Source organism: Singulisphaera sp. GP187 (assembly GCF_900129635.1).
Taxonomy (GTDB): domain Bacteria; phylum Planctomycetota; class Planctomycetia; order Isosphaerales; family Isosphaeraceae; genus Singulisphaera.
In genome coordinates this window covers 5,472,898-5,493,828 of the sequence record NZ_FSRB01000001.1, presented here as the reverse complement: position 1 = coordinate 5,493,828, position 20,931 = coordinate 5,472,898, and the positions used below count along the sequence as shown (strand labels likewise).

At 62.3% G+C, this 20,931-nt stretch carries 13 protein-coding genes; 2 read left to right on the top strand and 11 right to left on the bottom strand.

Annotated features, from left to right (window positions below; genetic code table 11):
* Nucleotides 1–19 precede the first annotated feature (19 nt).
* The 7 genes from BUS42_RS42930 to glgC all read right to left on the bottom strand — a co-directional run bounded on the left by BUS42_RS42930 (nucleotide 20) and on the right by glgC (nucleotide 11,286).
* On the bottom strand, nucleotides 20–316 hold the full coding sequence (locus BUS42_RS42930) for a hypothetical protein (RefSeq protein ID WP_143206425.1): 297 nt from the start codon (nucleotides 314–316) through the stop codon (nucleotides 20–22).
* Between the two features lie 325 nt (nucleotides 317–641).
* Nucleotides 642–1,973 carry a group II intron reverse transcriptase/maturase gene (gene ltrA, locus BUS42_RS21460; RefSeq protein ID WP_074306715.1) on the bottom strand — a complete coding sequence of 444 codons (1,332 nt, stop codon included), beginning with the start codon at nucleotides 1,971–1,973 and terminating at the stop codon, nucleotides 642–644.
* Between the two features lie 941 nt (nucleotides 1,974–2,914).
* Nucleotides 2,915–3,973, bottom strand: coding sequence for an SWIM zinc finger family protein (locus BUS42_RS46205; protein ID WP_074309564.1), 1,059 nt, complete (start codon nucleotides 3,971–3,973; stop codon nucleotides 2,915–2,917).
* A gap of 29 nt (nucleotides 3,974–4,002) precedes the next feature.
* Nucleotides 4,003–6,705, bottom strand: coding sequence for a DEAD/DEAH box helicase (locus BUS42_RS21450; RefSeq protein WP_074311320.1), 2,703 nt, complete (start codon nucleotides 6,703–6,705; stop codon nucleotides 4,003–4,005).
* 481 nt (nucleotides 6,706–7,186) lie between these two features.
* Nucleotides 7,187–8,407, bottom strand: a complete 1,221-nt coding sequence (locus tag BUS42_RS21445; protein ID WP_074309562.1) for an aldo/keto reductase — start codon at nucleotides 8,405–8,407, stop codon at nucleotides 7,187–7,189.
* 233 nt (nucleotides 8,408–8,640) lie between these two features.
* Complete coding sequence (locus BUS42_RS21440; RefSeq protein ID WP_254053652.1) at nucleotides 8,641–9,645, bottom strand: 6-bladed beta-propeller; 1,005 nt, start codon at nucleotides 9,643–9,645, stop codon at nucleotides 8,641–8,643.
* Nucleotides 9,646–10,044: 399 nt separating this feature from the next.
* Entirely contained in the window at nucleotides 10,045–11,286 is a 1,242-nt protein-coding gene (gene glgC / locus BUS42_RS21435; RefSeq protein WP_074309559.1) for a glucose-1-phosphate adenylyltransferase, read from the bottom strand.
* 257 nt (nucleotides 11,287–11,543) lie between these two features.
* Between glgC and BUS42_RS21430 the strand changes: the two genes are divergently transcribed.
* Together BUS42_RS21430 and BUS42_RS21425 are read left to right on the top strand one after the other, a co-directional pair.
* Nucleotides 11,544–13,340 carry an alkaline phosphatase gene (locus BUS42_RS21430; protein ID WP_254053651.1) on the top strand — a complete coding sequence of 599 codons (1,797 nt, stop codon included), beginning with the start codon at nucleotides 11,544–11,546 and terminating at the stop codon, nucleotides 13,338–13,340.
* Nucleotides 13,341–13,741: 401 nt separating this feature from the next.
* Nucleotides 13,742–15,649, top strand: coding sequence for a glycerophosphodiester phosphodiesterase (locus BUS42_RS21425; protein WP_074309557.1), 1,908 nt, complete (start codon nucleotides 13,742–13,744; stop codon nucleotides 15,647–15,649).
* A 663-nt stretch (nucleotides 15,650–16,312) separates the two neighbouring features.
* On the opposite strand, the gene BUS42_RS21420 is transcribed toward BUS42_RS21425, so the two are convergent.
* The 4 genes from BUS42_RS21420 to BUS42_RS21410 form a co-directional block, all read right to left on the bottom strand.
* Nucleotides 16,313–17,326 (bottom strand): DUF1559 domain-containing protein, encoded by a 1,014-nt coding sequence (locus tag BUS42_RS21420; protein WP_074311318.1) that lies wholly within the window; start codon nucleotides 17,324–17,326, stop codon nucleotides 16,313–16,315.
* 1,174 nt (nucleotides 17,327–18,500) lie between these two features.
* A complete protein-coding gene (locus BUS42_RS44150; RefSeq protein ID WP_173878248.1) occupies nucleotides 18,501–18,662 on the bottom strand; it encodes a hypothetical protein in 162 nt (53 codons plus the stop codon).
* Nucleotides 18,663–18,876: 214 nt separating this feature from the next.
* Nucleotides 18,877–19,596, bottom strand: coding sequence for a DJ-1/PfpI family protein (locus BUS42_RS21415; RefSeq protein ID WP_216821056.1), 720 nt, complete (start codon nucleotides 19,594–19,596; stop codon nucleotides 18,877–18,879).
* A 165-nt stretch (nucleotides 19,597–19,761) separates the two neighbouring features.
* Nucleotides 19,762–20,817, bottom strand: a complete 1,056-nt coding sequence (locus BUS42_RS21410) for a GlxA family transcriptional regulator (protein ID WP_254053650.1) — start codon at nucleotides 20,815–20,817, stop codon at nucleotides 19,762–19,764.
* Between the last annotated feature and the right edge of the window lie 114 nt (nucleotides 20,818–20,931).

Sequence of the window (20,931 nt, the reverse complement as noted above, 5' to 3'; positions counted from 1 at the left end):
GGCCGAGGACGTTCAGGCGTCATGCGACTCCATTCCGTCGCCTGCCTGGCGGAGATAAGGCCCAGCAAGCCCCCGGGGTCCCTCCGCCCACCTTGTCATTCGCCTTCAGGACGGCCCCCTTGCGGCCTCGCGAACGCAAGCAACCGCGCGGCCACCTGCCCACATACCCCGCGCCGAGGATCAACACGTCCAGGATCTCACCCTCCTGGACGCGGCCGGAGGGGTCGGAGTGCGTCGCCTCCGCCGTGGCAAGCAACTCGGGCAAACCCACCGCTCCAACCCCCTCAAGGAAGGTCCAACGGCTCGGCGCATTCATGTTTCTTTTCAACGACCCGCCATCGAGCTAAGAATCCCCCTCGTTCCCACGGTCCTCCGCTATGCCTTACCCACAAGTGGGGGTCTGGCCCGGTGTCCAGCGAGGGTGATCGGCGCAAGTGCCTGAGAGTCCTCCAGTTGTGGCATCCAGCTCGGGCCACGGCCCCCTTCCGTAACCTCCGGATTACTAACAACTTACGACTTGTGGGTAAGGCATAGCGGTCCTCCGTGGGAATGCCGATAGGGGTAGGGAGAGCGGATTACGCTCCCCCTCCCTCCAAACCGTACGGGCGGATCTCCCGCATACGGCTTTCCCGTTGGTGGTTTTACCTCAAAGAGGATTGACTGGCTAACTCATGGGCTCGTTCCAAGCTGAAAAGTCCATGGTCGGCAAAGAAGGCGTTGGGCCAACGTTGATGGTCGGTGCCACGACCGCGGCCTCGTTTCTTCATCCGTTTACGGAGCAGACTCCGCAGACGCATGCGGATCCAGCCGTCGAGTCGTTCAAACGTCCACTTGTGGCTGTGCTTGAAGTATTCAAACCAGCCACGAAGCGTTGGGTTGAGGCTAGCGATGATCGCGGAGAGGCTGCCCCCGGTCGTACGCGTGGTCTTCGTCCGGACCGTCTCCTTGAACTTGTCCAGGCTCTTCGGTCGCGGGCGGCGTGTGCCGTCCTCAAACCGGTAGCCCAGGAAGTCGAAGCTTTCGGTCCTGACGGCGATGATCCGCGTCTTGGTGGGATGCAGGGTCAGGCCGGCCGAGGCCGTCCACTCCTGCACCACCGCCATCGCTTGGGCCGCTTCCTCCGAGCTTCGACACAGGATCACGACGTCGTCCGCGTAGCGCACCATCTCGAAACCCGATTCGGCCATCAGGTGGTCGAGCGGATCAAGGTAGATGTTGCTCAACAGCGGGCTGATCACCGCACCCTGCGGCGTCCCCTGTTCGGGCGTCGATACCTCCAGGTCGTCGAGGACGCCCTGGTGCAGGAACGCGTCGATCAAGTTCAGCACCTTCCCGTCCGCTACCTTCTTGGCGACCAGCGCCAGCAGGCGGTCGTGGGGGATCGTGTCGAAATCGCTCTTCAAGTCGGCATCTACCACATGGGTGAATCCGCCTTTAAGCAGCTCGTCCACCCGCCGCAGCGCGTCCTTGCATCCCCTGCCGGGGCGAAAGCCGTAGCTGTGCGCGGCGAAGTCACGCTCGAAGATCGGTTCCAACACCTGCCGGAGTGCCGTCTGGACCACCCGGTCGCGGACGGTGGGAATCCCGAGCGGACGCTTCTCCTGGTTTCCTGGTTTGGGAATCCAGTGTCGGCGGATCGCTTGCGGACGGTAGGTTCCCGTACGCAGGGCGTCGCTGAGATCCTTCAGGTTCTCTTCCAGGCGGTCCTCGAACATCGTCACGGTCACGTGGTCCACGCCCGCGGCACCCTCGTTGGCGGCGACTCGAGAGTAGGCCGTATACAGGGCGCGTTGCGGGTGGACCTTGTCCATCAGGCTATACCAGACTCCACCTTTGACCCCCTCGATGAGGGCCGTCAACATCCGCTCCGTCCAGACCGTCGGTTCGACCCAGACCCATGGGATCGGGATCTCTCTGGCGCGCCTAGCCCTCGCGGGCACTGCCTCCAGTGGGAATTCCTTCGCATCGGACATCGCGTCTCCACCTCCCTGCACCCCTTCGCTCCACCGGAGTTACCCGGCTTCTGCGCTACTATGGGTGCTCTGACTCCTGGACCCCCGGCTCTTCGTATCCTTATCAGGGACAATGAACACCGGCTTTGGCGAGGTCCAGGTCTCCCTGTGTTTCGTCATCGAACCTTCCGATCATTCCGTCTCCAACAACCTACTGTCGTCCCGACGCCATTCTGGGGTTTTGTGCGTCGGTCTTACCGGACCACATCACTGTGGACGCCCTTTCTGAGGGGCCATGCGTCAATTGGGCTTCGCCATCGAGGAGCAGGCTCGCCACGACAGTCGGCCGAATCGAGTTTACTTGCGTTACGGACTGATCGTTCACCTACGGTTGCTTCCCACCCCGCCTCGCGGCGACGCAGTTACCCTCGGTTACGAAGTGCCAGAACACTTCGGCAGGAACTCACACCCTGCGGATTCAATGCAATTACAGGCGCACTCCCCGACGCTCCGCGTCGTCTGGCCCTCGACAGCCGAGGACCCAGAGAGGTTGTGAATTTTTTATGCGACAACCGCCAGACGCATTCAGGCGTACACTATTTCGATGCCCCTCACGAGTCTCAAGTCCGTGTTGAAGCCCGTCGGCCATGATCTGAGGCTCAATAGCGGGAACGACCCATGAAAAATTCACAACCTCAGAGCGTCCCAGACGGGGGACCGTGGGAACGAGCAGCGAGACGCTTCCTAGCCCTGGATCGGGGCGTTGTGTCATTCGATCTTTGATCGAGGCCGACCGGCTCACCGAGGTCATGCCCGGCTGTCATGGTTCCGCGTGAACGGGAGAAACCGGGAGAGGGGACAAGGTCGACAATTCGGACACTGTAGCAAGGTCATCGGGTTGATGGATCAGGGCGGCCCAAACAACCAGCTTGTCCGAGCCACCCGGCACACCTTCTCTCGGCCTACCCCTTCTTGGAAACCGGCGTCGACTTCTTTTTGGTCGCGGCGTTGGCCTTCTTCACCGACGCAGGCTTCGTCTCCGCGACCTTCTTCACCGGCACGGTCTTCTTCTCCACGGCCTTCTTCACTGGTGCGGTCTTCGTAGTCGCGACCTTCTTCACCGGCGCGACCTTCTTCACCGGCGCGGCCTTCTTCACCGGCGCGGCCTTCGTCTCCGTAGCCTTCTTCACCGGCGCGGCCTTCGTCTCTGCGGTCTTCTTCACCGGGGCAAGCTTTGTGGCGACCGGGGCCTGCTTGACCTTGGGGGACGGCTTCGGGGTCGTTTTTGAGTTCGACGGTTCCTTGGCTGGTGAGTCGTTGATTTCGATGCCGAAGATATCGCCCAGTTCGCCAGACTCGATCGTGGGGGCGCCGGGTTTGGCCTTGGTCGGGGCTGTCGGGATCGCCTGTTCGATCAATTCCTGGTGATCCACCCCGCGGAGTTCGAACAGCAACTGGGGCGACGCGTCAAGGCGATTTCCGATCCCATACATCACCGCGGCCAGATGCTTGCACATCCCCGCGGAGTCGGGGCAACTGCAACGCATTTTGATCTCTTTCGGCTTCGGGAACAGCCCCTCGGCCCGATTCGTCACGGCCGCCATGACCGCGTTCGAGAGCTTCCCTTGCAACAGCTCGACCAGCGAGCCGATCTTGCCCGCGCACAGTTTCTTCACGACCTGCCAGGCGTTCTTGGGGAGCGGGGCGATATCGATCTGAATCGTGTACAGTTCCGATCCGCTCACCAGGGCTCTGATCTGCCCCTTCTCAATCTTCAGGTCCACGACCGAGCCGTTGCGGACGTACGTCCGCCCGCGCGGCAGTCGGTTCGCATAGTCGCTGTAACCTTCCAGGTTCGTGCACCAGGCCTTGCCCCAGAAGGTCGAGACGATGGTTCGGCCCTCGATGACGACCGGGGTGATCTTCTGTCCCTGCTTGATCCGCCTGGCGACTTCCTTCGCGGCTTGAGCGCGGCGCTCGGCCACCGGAACGTAAGGTTTGTAGTCGTCATACCAGCTCATCCGAGCATCCCCCCCTCCGGTCGTCTTCGTCAGGCGTCGATCGCCTGGCGAAGATCCAGCTTCACGAATTGAAGTAACGCATCGTCATCCATTTCAGTCAACAAAACCTCAGCCGATCCGCTGCCGCCGACGGCTTCGTCCGCGACTTGCGTCTTCCGCATGATCATCTCGTCGATCCGCTCTTCCACCGTTCCACGGCAAATGAACTTATGAACGAGCACATTCTTTTTTTGACCGATCCGGAAGGCACGGTCGGTGGCCTGATTTTCAATCGCGGGGTTCCACCAGCGGTCGAAGTGAACCACGTGCGACGCCGAGGTCAGGTTCAGTCCGGTCCCCCCGGCTTTCAGCGAAAGCACGAAGAAGGGCGGGCCGTCTTCCCGTTGAAATCGGTCGACGTACTGCTTCCGTTTCGGGACGCTCGTCCCCCCGTGGAGCACCAACCCGGGTCGACCGAACAGGGTGGCGAGGAATTCGGCGAGCGGTTCAGTGATCTCGCGGAACTGCGTGAAGACGAGCATTTTCTCTTGCCGGGACGCAATTTCCTCGGCAATCTCCGCCAGTCTTTGAAACTTGCCGCTCCGGTCGGCCCGGTATTCGTTCGTGCCGGTCACTTGCGCGGGATGGTTGCAGATTTGTTTCAGCCGCATGAGCTGTGTCAAGACGATGCCCCGGCGTTGCATCCCGTCCGAGCTCTCCAACTGCTCGGAGAGCTCGTCGACCGCCTTCTGGTAGAGCGCCGCCTGGTGCTTGCTCAGCGAGCAGAAGGCTTTCACCTCCGTTTTGTCGGGGAGGTCGGCGATCACGCGTTTGTCGGTCTTCATCCGCCGCAGAATATAGGGGCGCACGAGGTTGCGAAGCGGTTCGAACGAAGGAGCCGAGTCGGATTGCAGCCGCTTGACGAACGTGCCGAATTGCTTGGCCGTGCCGAGCAGTCCGGGGTTCAAGAAATCAAAGAGCGACCAGAGATCCGACAGCCGATTCTCGACGGGCGTGCCGGTCATGGCAATCCGGGCGCCCGCGGCCAATTCCTTCACGGCACGCGTCTGCTTCGTGCCCGAGTTCTTGATCGCCTGGGCCTCGTCGAGAATCAGCAATCGCCAGCGATGCCGCTTCAACCAGGCGGTGCGGGCGAGCATGCCGTAGGTGGTCACGATCAAGTCGAACGCCCCCAGATCCGCGGGCCCGACTTCGCCCCCCTTCGCGTTCGCTTCCGACGGATGGACTACGCCATAAGCAAGACTGGGTGCGAACTTGCCGAGCTCCGACTTCCAGTTCGCGATCAAGGAAGCCGGCACGACAAGCAGGCTCGCGTCCTTCTTCTTCTGATTGTTCGATGGCTCGCGTTTGAGATCAAGCAAAAGCGCAATCACCTGGACCGTCTTGCCCAGGCCCATGTCATCGGCCAGGCAAGCGCCCAGGCCCAGGCGGGCGACGAATCGGAGCCAGGAATAGCCGGTGAGCTGGTACGGCCGAAGCTCCGCTTTCAACTCGGGAGGGGCTTTCTCGAGCCGGGACTCGGGAGAACGCAGCCCCTTCAAAACCGAGTCGAGCTCCGCTCCGGCCGTCAGACCGGTCCACTCGCGAATCGCCGCCGCGCTCTCCTCCTCGCCCTCGTTGGTGAGGTTCGCCCCGGAGAGCAAACGCATTCCTTCAAAGAACGAGATGCCTTCCCGGTGAACATCCCGCTCGACGCGTTTCCAGTGCGTCAGCGCTTCATTCAGCTTCTCGGAGTCGACTTCGACCCACTTCCCTTTCAGCGGGATCAGGCCGCCGCTCGACTCGAGCAACTGGTCAATCTCGTCGGGGCTTAGCGTTTCTCCTTCCAGACTGACGCCGACGGAAAAATCCAGGAGCGAATCGACCCCGATGCCCGCCGACCCCTTGGTATCGACCTTCACGCTGACGCGGGCTCGGGCCGGCTTCTGGGCGTTCCACCAGTCGGGCACCCGCACGATCAGGCCGCTCGACTCCAACAGCGGGATCGCCTTGAGGAACTCGTACGCTTCCCTGGGCGACCACGCCAGTGGGTGATAGATTTCCCCGGAATCGACGAGTTCGCGGATCAAATCCGAGGATTCGGCGGCTCTCGAAATCGGCAGCAGCAGGTTGAGCATCGCCTCGCGGTTCTGTTCCCCAGCGTACTGGTGAAGGGCCCGGCCCAGGGGTTCGTGTTTCACCTTGCCTTGTGGCGTCAACCCGTTGGCGAAGGTGGCGAGAAAGGCGAACGGATAATCCGGGTTCCGCTTGTTCTCCGCCAGATGCAACGTCACGCGACCGACGTATCGCCACTGAGGGTTGCGCTCGCGCAGATAGCCTTGCGTACCGTCGGGGTGGCTCTTGATCTCGCTCCGGGCGAGTGAATCCAGGTCGCGCCACCAATTCGAAAGGACCGGTTCCGACAGGTACTCCAACCCAGTCATGGGAGGGGCCTGGAGCACGGCCCGTTCGAGATCGGCCGAAGGGGGTGGGAGTTCGGGAACGGCGCCGCCGGGTTCCGCGATGGCGGCGTGACAAAGGTTCGTCAGATAGAGTCGGGCGATCGATCGGGCGAACTCGAACGGCGGCGGCAGAGCCGCGTCCATCTCGACGGTCGCGGAGAAGAGCATCCCGTGAGCCGAGCTCTCTCCGTACGCTTCGAGGAGCCGTTTCGAGGGCTTCCGATCCGAGGTGTCGAGCGCCGTCTCCCGGACGAGGAGATGCCCTTCCGGCGTAATCGTCAGTTCGTGCATCGTCCGGCCGCTCGCGATGGTCTTCGAAAGAATCAATCCTGTTCAATGTGCTCCATCGCCGCGTCCGCGTCAACTCGACGAGCCGAAACCCACGATCCTCCCTGGAGAAAAGCAAAACGGCGGGATCAGGCATAAGTCGCCAGGCACTTCAGTGGGTCGACCTGGAAGGGTCAGGAGGAATCGTCGCCTGGACGCCGTCCCTGATAGAATGTCCCGACTTCCTGAAATGTTCAATTTGAGTGCCTGGTGATGGCAACCGTTCTCTCCGAGCACCGGCTTGGCCCCGTGAGCCATTCCCAAAGATTCCCGTGACTGTCGTCACATGACCGGGGACTCATCGTGCGTCGGAAGACAGGGAGCTGATCGCTCCCTGTCTTCGGACCTTGGCATCGGCTGGTTCATTTGACACTGTGGCAACGGCACCGGGTTGATGGATCCGGGTGGAAGACCCGGTCACGTGGCGCCAGTGTCAGATTCCCACTCAGGCGAAGTACCGCTCAGCGCGGGCGGCGATCTCCGGGTAGTTGATCCCGAAGGCGCAGGCCTCGTGAAGTGCCTTGAGGTCGGCCTGCGACGAGTCTCGGGCCGTGGCGGGGAGCGCCAGGTACAGGTCGCGCGATTGCCCGTAGTTGTCCTGCTCGAAGTAGGTCACGTAGCGGGCGACGTCGCGGAAGGCGAATCCGGTCGAGGCGACCTTGGCGTCGCACGACGGGCAGCCGGGGCACATCGTCCGGCGGCTGGCGAGAACCGCGTCTTTGAGCCGAGCGATCTGCGAAATCTCCAAGGGCGCCTTGTAGCCATGGGCCGAGGCGATGCTCGATTTGATCTGATCGAAGTTCCGCGCCGCGTTGCAAATCGCGCTGATGCGTGAGTCGCTCCAGACGGCCTGCAAGAGGGCCTGGTGGGTGGTCAAGCCGAGCCGCTCGAACTCGGGGAGCCGCTTGGGGACGTTGCCCGCGTGCCGCAGGGTTTTCATGGCGATCAGGCCGATGCCCTTTTCATGGCAGGCCGTCAACGCCCGGTCGAACGCGCCCCCGCGCTCATAGAAGGGGGTGTACTGCACCATGAGCGCGTCGAGGAACCCGCCATCGGCGGCCGCCTGAATGTATTCGGGCCCGCCGTGGCACGAGAACCCGACCATCTTGACCTTGCCCGAGGCCTTGAGCGTCTCGGCGACCTTGCGGAACACGTCGCTCTTGCCCCAGTTGACTGACTCCGCTCCATAGACTTCGGGGCAGAGCTGGTGAATGAAGTAGAGGTCGAGGTAATCGGTGCCAAGCGCCTCCAGCCGCTTGTCGACCATCTCGAGCAGCTCCTCGGGTCCCTTCTTCTTGGGGTAGTCCTTGGAGACGAGGAAGATGTCCTTGCGACGCTCGGGATGGGCGGCGAACCACCGGCGATAGATCGCTTCCTCGTGTTCGTGGCCATACTTCTGCGCGGTGTCGTAGTAGCGCATGCCCGAGGCCCAGGCCCGGTTGATGAGCCCGGGCGCATTGGTCGCCTCCATGTCGCCCCCCATGGCGAGCATCGGCACCATCGGACCATTCCTGCCGAGCTTCCTCGTCGGCAGCAATTTCACTTCAGCCGCGGGTTTCTTCCCGGACGGCTCCTCCCCCCTGACCGCTCCCGCCGCCAGCGCCCCCACTCCCGCGACGCCGATCCCCAACGCAATCCGACGGCTGACCTGATTGTCCGGATTCACGATCGATTCCTTTCCAGGAACAGGGAGTTCTCGGCGGCCCGAGGCGAGTCTGGTCGCGCCGACCCGGCGGAGGGACTCAAATGGTTATACCGCAAGCATGTTAGGAATGTAGCACGGGAGGGGAGGCAAGGAAACCTCACTGTGGACATCGCGCCGGATTGGGCGCCGGCCACGGACGGGTCAGGCCCTCTCTGTCCTCGAGTCCTGACCCGTTTTCTTCGGACTTTGTGCCGTCAACGGACCGTCGGCCACTTGACGCGCACCAGCTTCATGAGCCGTCCCGCGACGTTCCAATCCTGAACATAGAGGTTGCCGTCCTTGTCCCAGGACGAGCCGTGCGTACCGCTGAAGATCCCTTCGATCCACTGCGCCTGCGGCACGTTGTAATTCCCTCGCTTGGCGGGGTCGTCATTGTGGCCGAGGACCGCGATGATGGTGTTGCTCTTGTCGAGGATGACCAGTCGCCCGTGGAGGTCCGGCACCGAAACATAGTCGCCTTGCACCACGGCCGACGTCGGCATTCCCAGCCCGGTCACGACCTCGGCGATGAATTCGCCGTCGAGGCTGTAATGCAGCAGGCGGCCCTTGGGCTCGTGATTGCGGTCACAGATCAAAAGCCGGGGCGGGCTGTAACGCGTGTCGAGCGTCATGCCGTGGGCCGTGTTGAACTCCTTGAGACCGTTCCCCTTGGTCCCGAAGTGCATCAAGTATTTGCCATTTTTGTCGAATTTAAAAATATGGTTGCTTGCGTAGCCATCTGACAAATAGATGTCGCCGTTGGGCGCGACCGTGATCGCCGTGGGGTTGAATGGCTTCGACTTCAGGCCCGACGCCTCGGGGAAAGGAAGGTGGAGGACGATGTCACCGGTCCGGGCGTTGAACTTGATCCCTTCGGCGTTGGCGTTGCGTGCCCCGTAGATGAACTCACCGTCGGCTTCGTCGCGGATCTTCATGTCGTGGATGTCGGAATACTTGTCGCCGAGGAAGCTGCGGACCGGCTTGCCCTCGGGCGTGAAGACGAACACGCCGGCATGGGCACTCGTATAGATATTGCCCTCCTTGTCGACCACGACGCTGCCGTGGCACGGCCCAATCACCGACTTGCCGTCAGCGCCGAGGCTCCAGCCCGGCACCGTGTCGAACGTCATGTGCCCGCACCCCATCCGCACGGGTTCAGGCGTCTCCGCCGCGCGAACCGGCAGCGCAAAGCCAAAGACGAGCGTGACAGCAACAGACATGAAACGGTTCATCACAATCAGAACTCCTGGTGGTTTTCCTGTCCTCGACCGGGCACGCGATGCCGCAAGGGGCGCATTATGGCCCAACCCCAAAGCCGCCGCAACGGAATGACGTATTACCGAGGATCGCTGGTGCCGGGTCAAGTCGGAAGGCAGGCGCCTTGCCACGTACGACGAGATTCCAGCGTCGCGGTGTATAAGTCAGGAAATTGACGCTTCCCGCTCGCCTGGGAGGCGAGCGTGCGCTGAACTCTGAGGTGATTCCGCTCGACCCGCGGCGGCTGAGCATGTCGCGGGCGGATCGATCAGGCTGGGCCTTGGTGCTACTGACATGTCTGGGACGGCTTTGCTCCTGCGGGTATTCTCCAGTCGCATCAGAAGAGCAGGGGGGGAGTTAGTTCACCCCCCCATCGGCATGAACCGTTCGAGGTCTTCTCCCTTGGCGACGACCGTGACGCCGTCTTCGGTGACAGTCAGGCCGCGGGCGAGGTCGGCCGCGCGGTTCCAGCCGATGTCCAAGCCGGGGGGGACCTTGACGTCCTTGTCGATGATTGCCTTGCGGATCCGGGCGTGGCGGCCGACCTCGACGTTCTCGAACAGGATCGAGTCTTCGACCAGGGCGTAGCTGTTGATCCGGACCCCCGGCGAGAGGATGCTCCGGTAGACTTGGCCCCCCGAGACGATCGCGCCCTGGCAGACGATCGAGTTGAGCGCGGCGCCCCGGCGGTCGGGGTCGGAGTGGACGAACTTCGGGGGCGGCATCGGCGGCTGATAGGTGTGGATCGGCCAGTTGCGGTCGTAGAGGTTCAAGATCGGGTCGATCTGGATCAGGTCCATGCTCGTCTGGAAAAAGGCGTCGAGCGTGCCGACGTCGCGCCAGTAGGCGGCCTGCTTGCGGTTCTCGTCGCGGAACGGATAGGCGAAGACCCGGGAGTCGGCGAGCATGCCCGGTATGATGTCCTTGCCGAAGTCGTGCGAGCTCGCTTCCTTCTTGGCGGCGTCCTGGAAGAGGAGCTCGTACATCACGTCGGTGGCGAAGACGTAGATGCCCATTGAGGCCAAGCTCATGTCGGGGTTCCCGGGCATCCCGGGCGGGTCTTTCGGCTTCTCGAGGAAGCTGAGGACCCGGCCCGAGGAGTCGACGTCGATTACACCGAACTCGCGGGCCTGGGACCGGGGCACGGGCAAGCAGGCGATCGTCAGGTCGGCGCGACGTTCGCGGTGGAACGCGATCATCTCGGCATAGTTCATCTTGTAGATGTGGTCGCCGGCGAGGATCAGGGTGTCGCGAGGCGCGGCCTTCTCGATCGTATAGACGTTCTGGTAGATCGCGTCGGCCGTCCCCTGATACCACATCTCGGCGATCCGCTGCTGCGGCGGAATGACCTCGATGTACTCGTCGAGCTCGCGGCAAAGAAACTTCCAGCCCTGGTCGATGTGCCGGTTCAGGCTGACGGCCTTGTACTGCGTCAGGATCAGAATCTTGCGGACATCCGAGTTCAGGCAGTTGGACAGCGTGAAGTCGATGATCCGGTAGATCCCACCGAAGGGTACGGCCGGTTTGGCCCGATCGCGCGTCAGGGGTTCCAGGCGGGTCCCGCGCCCCCCGGCGAGGACAATGGCCAAAACATCACGATGCACCAGGCTACCTCCGTTCCGTAGATTCGCAAACGATGGGAAGCCCCCATTGTGCCCGCGGGGGCCGGACAAGCCAACGGGTAACCGGGAGAAGTCGTGGGTTCATGCCCTCGTCGCACCTTTCGTTTCTTCGCACCGTTTTGGTAGCTTTGAGCGTGAATCCTACTTCGCTCGTTGTCACGATCAGGCTAAGGAAAACGCTCGTTCCACGCCGGCGACCGCCGTGCGTTTCTTGCCAATGCCACCTCGGGGAGACGTCCGTGACCACCCGCCCATTCCACCGCCCCTGGCTCCATGCCGCCCTGATTCTCGCCGCAACCCTGCCCGCCTCGGCCTTGCCGGTCCAGGGCGCGGACCGGATCAAGGAGTTGCAGACACAGAACGTCGCCACCACCAAGAAGAAAATCGCGCGCCCCTACCACTTCGGCTCCCAAGGAGCCGGCGACGTCTTCTCGAACCACGGCAGCCACAGCAACCGCCTGATCCCGGTCTATACCTTCGGACGGAAGGGACGGCTCGACCAGGTCACCGGAGCGAATAGCCCCTATCGTGACTCCGAGAAGGTCAAGGCGCTCTATGGGTTCCTGCCCGAGAATACCGTCAACCCCGAGGCTGAGTACGCCGACCAGAGCAGTCTCTATCAGGTTCAGCGCGACGCCATCAAGAACGGCGTCAAACACCTCTTTATCGTCTGGTTCGATGGCTTCGACTGGCAGACGACCCAGGCCGCCGCGATCGCCAAGACGGGCAAGGTGTACACCGAGGGGAAGGGGTCGGGCCTGATCTTCCAGGACTATACCGCCGAAGGGTCAGCCCAGTACGGCTATTACGTCACCAGCCCGACTTACGACAAGAACAAGCCGAACGTCGACGCCCAGACCGTCACCATCGGGGCCGACGCCACCCCGGGAGGCTATGACGCCCAGATCGCCGGGCCGAACCCGTGGACCCTTGGCCCGCTCGGACCGAAGGCCCCCGGCTACCTCAAGGGACAGTCGGGCCATGAGGCGGACAAAGCGGGCGTGAAGGCCGTCGGTCGCGTCGTCCATGCGTATACCGATTCGTCCACGAGCGCCGCCGAGTTTGCAACTGGAGTCAAGGCCTACAATAACGGCGTCAACGTCGCCGATAACGGCCGGTTCGTGCCCACCCTCTTCAACCAGCTCCAGGCCGACGGCTGGAAGGTCGGCACGGTCACCAGCGTCCCGTTCCCCCACGCCTCGCCCTCGGCGATGTACGCGCACAACGTCCACCGCGACGACTACCAGGACCTGGGCCGCGAGATGCTCGGCCTGCCCAGCGTGGTCCAGGAAACGAAGAAGGGACCGCAACTCCCCGGGCTCGACGTGGTGATGGGAACCGGCTTCGACCAGTCGATCCCGGAGTCGGGAGTCAAGAAGGCGCAAGGCAAGAACGGCGTCGCGGGCGGTCTCTACATCACCGACGCCGACAAGGCGGCCATTGACGTCAAGAACGGCGGCAAGTACGTCGTGGCCCAGCCCGAGGCCGGCGTCAAAGGCGGCGAAGCCCTCCGCAAAGCCGCCGCGACCGCCGCCCAGCGCGGTGAGCGTCTTTTCGGCCTCTACGGCACGAAGGCCCATAACCACCTGCCATACCAGACCGCCGACGGCCACTTCGACCCCTCTCCCGACCTCGGTGGCAAGGCGGAGACCTACACCCCGGCCGAGCTCAACGAGCAGCCCACCCTGGCCGACATGACCGAGGCCGCCCTGACCGTCCTCACGGCCAAGCCGGCGCAGCCGTTCGCCCTGTTCGTCGAAGCCGGTGACGTCGACTTCGCCCTGCACAGCAACAACCTCGACAACGCCATCGGCGCGGTCTACAGCGGCGAGGACGCGATCCGGTCGATCATCAAGTGGGTCGAAACCCATAGCAACTGGGACGACTCCCTCATGATCGTCACCGCCGACCACGGGCACTACCTCGTGATCGACGATCCCGCAGCCCTGGCAAAGGACAAGCCCGTGGTGTCACAGGTGACACCACGGGGGATTGTGATCGACGATCCCGCAGCCCTGGCAAAGGACAAGCCCTGAACTCCGGGCTGAAGGAAACCACAGCCGGCGTCCACATTCCATTCCAGGACGCCGGCCGACGCACCAGAAGATCCCCACGATCCAGTTCCCATCCCAGCAAACCTTCCGTATTCCCTGGGCCCGCGGGCGACCCGCCCGCTCTTGTCTTGCCCCCCTGGGACCGCGGGCGACCCGCCTGTTCTTGTCTTGCCCCCCCTGGGACCGCGGGCGACCCGCCCGCTCTTGATTTGAATTCAATGAATTTGAATTGAACACAATACAATCGAATTGCGGGCGGGACGCCCGCGGTCCCAGGGGACGGGCCGCCAAGGCGATCGTCGTTTCGCCGATGGTTCCGCGTCACGCCCACCGGAACACCTTGAATTCAAGAATGAACTCGCCACTCAGGCCCCGAGGTTTCCGTGAGTCTCGTCAACGTCGACCGCCTGGATGATCCCGCACCGGCCTCGGCCTCGGCCTCCATGGCGACGCTCGCTCGCGGCGTCCTCGGCGACTTCCAGCGGATCCTGATGCCGCTCGTCCTGTTCGAAGTCGCGTTCAAAGGGCTGGTTTATCCCCTCTGGCTGTTCGGCACGGTCTGGCTGCTCCCAGCGATCGTGGCGACGGCCGACCAAGGCGCCGTGACGAACAAGGACATCGTGGCCTTTATGCTCTCGCCTCGAGGGCTGTTGGTGGGCCTGATCGCCGGAGTCGCCACGATCTGGCTCTTCCTGTTCGAGCATCTGGGCGTGATGTTCATCGCCGCGATGAGCGGCCAAGGGCTGGCGTTCCGCGTCGGGCGCGTGTCGCAAACCCTGGCGGCCGCCGCCTTGCGGGTGTTGCGGATCGGCTTCGTCGGATTGGCCGCCCTGATCGTGACCTCCGCGCCTTTCGCCATCCTGGCGGGAATCATTTACATCGCCTTATTTACACGCCACGATATCAATCTCTATCTGTCCGACCGTCCGACATCGTTCTATCTGGGTTTAGGCATTGGCCTCCTTCTGCTGGCTGGGGCCGTCGTGGTCGGCTTCTCGCTCTGCGTCCGTTGGGTTTTCGCGCTGCCGATCGTGCTTCTGGAAGGGCTCCCCGGCCAAGCGGCGCTCGGGGAGAGTTGGCGGCGGGGCCGGGGGGCGTTCTGGAGGGTCGCCACAATCCTGCTCGGTTGGGAGATCCTCGGGCTCGGCTTGTCAGCGATCCTGGTCGGAGCATTCCGCGGGTTCTCGGCCTTGGCGCTGAATGCCGCGGGCTATCATGCCTCGGTCGTGATTCCGCTCGTGATCAGTCTGCTGGCCGGTCATGGACTGCTCCTGGCCGCACTCTCGTTCGTGATGGTCACCGTTCACAGCTTGCTGATCCTCCGGCTCTACGCCGAGCGGGGTGGAACCATCCGGTTCGCGGTCGGGGAGGGGGTCGGGGACGAGCCCGATCAGGATCCGGCCATCCACAAAAGCCGCAAACCGCATCCCCTCCGGCTCTGGATGGTGGTTAGCGCCATGTTCGTCGGCTTCGTCGCCGTCGTCGCGTTCGGCTCCACGGCGAAGACCGACGCCGGCCAACGTGTGGAAATCACCGCCCACCGCGGAGACGCCCGCCGGCACCCGGAAAACACCCTGAGCGCCATCCAAGGCGCGATCGAGGCCGGGGCCGACTACGCCGAGATCGACGTCCACGAGACGGCCGACGGCGCGATCGTCCTGCTCCACGACGACGACCTGATGCGGATGGCGGGCGACCCCCGCACAGTCTGGGATCTCACCCTCGACGAGATCCGCCAGGTGGATGTCGGCCGACGCTTCAGCCCCGCGCACGTCGGCGAACGAGTCCCGACCCTCGAAGAGGCGATCAACCTGGCCCGCGGAAAGATCAAACTGAACATCGAGCTCAAATTCCGCGGCAGGAACCGCCAGCTCGCCGGGGCGGTCGCCCGCCTGATCCGCCATGAACAGTTCGAGTCGGAATGCGTCGTCGCCTCCCTGACCTATGACGGCCTGATCGAAGCGAAACGGCACAACCCACAACTTCGGACCGCCGCGGTCATCACTTACGCCATCGGCGACATGAACCGGCTGAACACCGACGTCCTCAGCGTCAACCGAAATTTCCTGACCACCCGACTCATCCGCAGAGCGCACGCCCTGGGAAAAGAGGTCTACGTCTGGACCGTCAACGACCCGCGACAGATGGTCGAGTTGATCGAGCGTGGAGTGACCAACATCATCACCAACGAGCCCCAACTTCTGGTCAGCATCCGTCGCGAGCGCGAAAACCTGAACGAAGTCGAGCGACGACTCCTCGCGGCGCGCTATTTCCTCGATATCAAACCTTGAGGCACGCCCTCGTGAATCAAGGTCCAGGCGCCATCCACCGTCACCGTGTCAGGCCGAGCCTGCGCCGGGGCCAAATCAGGTTCGGCCTCCCCATGTGCGAATCGTGATCCAGCCGCGCAATCAGCCGAGAAAGGGGAGGGGGGCGACAGCACTCCAGATGGAGTTGTGGACAGAGATCACAGGAGCGACATAGGGACTTGCGTCGATCGTTCACTTACTCAATCAAAGAACCCCGGGAGGGAGCGATTGCATTGCTCCCTCCCGGGGTTCTCGTAAGTTGACGATGGAGCAAGGGTTAGACCCGAGGCCGGGCAGAAATCCCCGTAATGTGGCAACAGTTTCCGTAAGTTGGCGGCATTATCTCTTGGTCTTTGGGTCCGCCGGCTCCATGCCCGGCGGCACCGCGTTCGGATCGGCGCCCGCAGGCTGCGATGGGGCCGGGGGAATTTCGGGAGTGCCGCGTCCACAGCCGGTCAGACCGAGAAGAAGTACCAGCGTGCTCGTTGCATAGCCAAATCTGCACCTCCGCATCATTCAAAACCTTTCAAAAGAGAATTCTTATTACGACGGATAAGTAGAAACCGCAATCGCGCTGCGGCCGAAGATCGCCAGGCGAGGTGGCTCAAGGCAAACCGCGGCCTTCTGCTTGGGGGATCGCTCAAATCAGAACGAGTCGGAGGAGAGAACTTCGCTTCCATTCATCGAGCTCAGCCCTCGCCAAATGTTGAGATTCACTGCGTCCTTCACGTACTTGACGCTACCGTCGCACATCAGTGCGTTCACTCCCCCTCGGTGGTAACTTCGCGCGGCGTTGAACCCGGGAAGTGCGTTGATACATGGAGGATTCGACGGTTTCAGGTCGGTACTCACGCAGTAGCCCGGCACTTGGTCGATCGTCTTCGAGTTGGGTGTGGAGTAGGCCATGAACATGGCACAGTTCTGGTCGTCGTTCCAGATGTCGCCCCGGTGATCCACTTCGCCGTTCGTGGGTCCCTTGGATTCAGGGCAGATGATTTCGCTCATCATCAGGGTATTGCTCGTGCCATCAACGATCCCGCTGAAGTTGATCGCCTTGTTGGCCGTGAATGGGGCACTGAGGTAGGGAAGGCCCGTCGTCGGCGGCAACGGCCCAGAGTAGGGGTTATAGGACGGGGACGTCATGTCCTGGTACCAGGTGGTGTTCCCCCAGTTGACCATATAGTTGCCATTGGAGCGCACGGTCTGGGGGGTGGACGGTGACAGGACGATGGTGCAGCCGGGGTCGGAGGGACAATTGTAGGCGGCGACCTCGGCCCTCATCACCGTCGTGTTGCACCAGTCGTAGAACGTCCTGCTGAAGTTGATCGCATTGTAGAGCGGCACCTGCTCAATGTTCGCCAGGATGTTAAACGCCCACGTTCGACGGTTCGGGTCGCCATTGCTGACCGGGTACGAGAAGCCCATCCCCGTGCGTCCCATCGGGAACGAGTCGTTCGAACTGTGGTAGTTGTGCATGGCAAGGCCGAGCTGCTTCAGGTTGTTGGTACACTGCGACCGACGAGCCGCCTCGCGGGCCGCCTGCACCGCCGGCAACAACAGGGCGATCAGCACCGCGATGATCGCGATGACCACCAAAAGCTCGATTAACGTGAACGCCCTCACGCGGCGTGGAGACAAACCGATAACGTTCGCTCGCATCACCAATCCTCGCATGAGTAATTAGCTTAATCATCTCACAGTAAGCGTAATCCTTCGCTCCAAGAGAGCCCTTCCGATACTGATCAATCTTGCTGCTTGATCCGAACAATACTGTTCGAGCATGTCGGCAATTGATCCCGCAGCGCACGGAATGACGGTGATACCACGGAAGCACCACGATATCACGAGGTTGTAAAGAATAAGTTGACGGTTCGTTTAGGGATCGCACCAAAGACTATTACACAATAATCCAACGAATTCCTACACAAAAAAGAGTCGTCACTCTGAATTCTTTTAGACTGTGGATCATCGCCAAGATGAACGCCCTAGAATTATTCAAATAAATCAAAATATTTCAATTTAAACAAACTGCCAATTCCGCAACAAAAAGGCGGCCAAAGTCGAGACTGTAGCAAGGATACCGGGATCTCGTTCCCACGCTCTGCGTGGGAACGCCGTCCGCGACGCTCAGCGTCGTCCTCCTCGGCGGGTGGGGCCGCAGAGCGGCCAGAACGGCATTCCCACGCGGAGCATGGGAACGCGTTTCTCCCGCGAATTTCGGCCACCGGGGCTGACAGACGGCCCGGTTTCCTTGCGACAGACTCCCAAAGTCGTCGATTTTCGCGAATGTCGACACGTTACCGGGGTCTATTCGTCCGTCGAAAGACAGGGAGCTGATCGCTCCCTGTCTTTGGGCGTTCGCAGGGACTGGCTCGGTTGACACCGTGGCAACGGCACGGGTTGACGGACCCGGGCGGAATACCCGGCAAGGTGGCGACAGCGTCTGTCTTTCACGGCAAATGCGTAACGAGCCAGCTCATCAAGCATCAATGCACTTGTAGCAATCGAAAAACATCCGTAAACAACGAGTTCTGGGTAGTGAGTGAGCTGGCAGACCGAGAGTCAGGAGCGGATCGCTCGCCGCTTCTGTGGCCTTTCTGAATCCGTAAAAGTCACCGGTTGCTTACCGGCAATCAGGATGGGTGAGTTCACAAGGCTCTGCCGATCCCGGACGCTCAAAAGGCTGTATGGGAATGACACCGGACGCGCGGACTCGATCCACATCGTGCACCGATAACCCGGGGGAGGCACAGAGGCCCCCCCACGGGAAAAACCGAGTGAGAGCTGGGGAACCGGGCGGCTTGCCCCAACTCCCCAATTGGATCGTGTTGTCTCACCGTTTCATCAAAAGTAAGACCCCCGCGGCAATCGCGAGGAGAGCCAACACGTCGCCACTGTAGACAAAGTTGATCTTGAGGAAAGGAGCCGATAACAGGCCGTGGAGGATCAGCCAGACGGCCAGCACGGTCATCCCTAAGTCCTTGGGGATCTTCATCGTGGCTCCCGGAATCGAATGAGTCGCGTCAAGTCAAAGAGAATCGCTCGCATTGTCACTCAAGCCCGAGCGTTTTGGGACCGGGTTCTCACCAAAGGTCCTCGAAAACCCCAGGAGTGAGGACATGATGACCGTCCTCAGGGTGACATTCAAGGCGCAAGGGAGCCTTGCAGGAGGTACGAGACATGCTGGCCCAGATGTTCTGAGAGAGCCTTTATTGAGGGGATCCCGATTCCGCCTTGACCGGGATTCCCAGCCTCGAGGCCACTCGCCTTGCTGTGGAAAGCCGGTCCTTGGTCAGTCCCGCAATCCTCGCTTCGACGGCTTTCCGGACCGCAGCCGGCGCTGTCGCGGGGGTACCACTCTGGAATGGCGGCTCCGGCGCGTACTCGATCCCGAGTTGAATCTCCTGGGCCACTTGATCCCCTCGAAGCAGCGCGGCGACCCGCAGCGCTCCGTCGATCCCGGCGGTCACCCCGGCCGCGGTCACCAGCTTGCCATCCACGACGACGCGCTGGTTGACCGGAATCGCTCCAAAATACGCGAGGAGGTCGAACGCGCCCCAGTGGGTCGTGGCCCGGACGCCCTTGAGCAAGCCGGCCGCTCCACAGATCAAGGCTCCGGTACAGACGGAGAACACGCAATGCGCCCTGGCGGCCTGGTCCCGAATGAACGCGAGCACCAGTTTGTCCTCCATCAGGTTTTCCTGACCCGGACCGCCGGGGATGACGAGGACGTCCAGCGGCGGGACCTCGGCGAGCGTCCTCTCGGGAGTCAGGATGAGCCCTCGGTAATCACGGACCGGCTGCTTCTCCTTCCACGCAACGTGGAACGTCGAATTCGGAAGCTGCGCGAGGACCTCGAACGGCCCCGTGAAGTCGATCTGGTCCATCCGAGGGTAAATCATCGCTCCAATGTTCAAGTGTCGATCCATCTTCATCGTTCCCTGAGAGGCCTCGGTTCTTTCCGACCTCGGAATTTCCTTGGCGACCAAAAGCGGCGGAGAACCAGCGACGGCCAAGCCCCCGGCCAATGTCAGAGAGTTCTGGAGGAAGGTTCTGCGTGTGTCCATCGCGAATTCTCCCGGAAATGAATCGGATCAGGATGTCATGGTTGGCTGCATGCCGAAAGGCCCTTCTTCGTCATCGGGGGCCGCGGGCGGTTCGGATTGGAACCGGGCTCGGTAATCGCTCGGTGGCACTCGGATCACCCTCACGAACGAGCGCCTCATCGAGTCGGCGCTCCCGAATCCGCATTCGCGGGCAACCTGTTCGATCGAGCCGGCGGACTCTTCCAACCGGCGGCGTGCCGCTTCCACCCGAAGTCGCTCGATGAACCGCGCGGGGGTCACCCCCACTTCGCGGCGAAAGACCCGGGCGAAGTTCCGCGGGCTCATCCACACCCGTTCGGCCAATCGCTCGTTTGAAAGGTCTTCCGCGAGATGCTCGACCACCCACGTCTGCAACGCGCGCAACGGCTCACGATCGGCGGCCTGAAGGTGGAGTAGGGAGCTGAATTGCGATTGCCCGCCGGGCCTCTGGAGAAACATCACCAGCTTCCGTGCAACCCGGAGCGCGACTTCGCGGCCAAAGTCCTCCTCGACAAAGGCGAGCGCCAGATCCATCCCGGCGGTCACTCCCGCTGAGGTTGAGACATTTCCATCCCTGACAAAAATGGAATCGAGGTCGATGTCAATCTTCGGAAACTCGCGGGCGAGTTGCTCGCAACGCTCCCAATGGGTCGTCGCCCTGCGTCCGTCGAGCAGCCCAGCGGCAGCCAGCACGAAGGCGCCGGTGCAGACGGATCCCAGACGTCGCACGCGAGGGGCCGTGCGACGAAGCCACTTGAGGAGTTCCTCATCCTTGGCCGCCTCCCAGACACCCGGCCCGCCGGCGACGAGCAGAGTATCGATCGGGCCCCGACAACGCGCGAAGTCCGAGTGAGCGAGCAGGCGAATCCCGCTGGATGTCTCAAGGGACGGCTCACGGACCGTCGCGATCAGCTCGATCTCATAGCCCTCACTCCCGCCCAGCTCGGCCCCGGCCGCAACCAGACTGGTGGCGTTGAAGACTTCAGAGGGGCCTGCCACGTCGAGAATGTTGACCTGGGGAAAGGCGACCACGACGACCCGACGGGCCGATGCTCGCTCCCCCACTCGGGCTCGCTTTCGACCTCGGGACGTCATCCCAGTGAACCCCTCCAACCCAACAACCCCGCAGTCACAAGGGAATCATACGCCGGCTCACCCACGGACGAAATGACAACGATC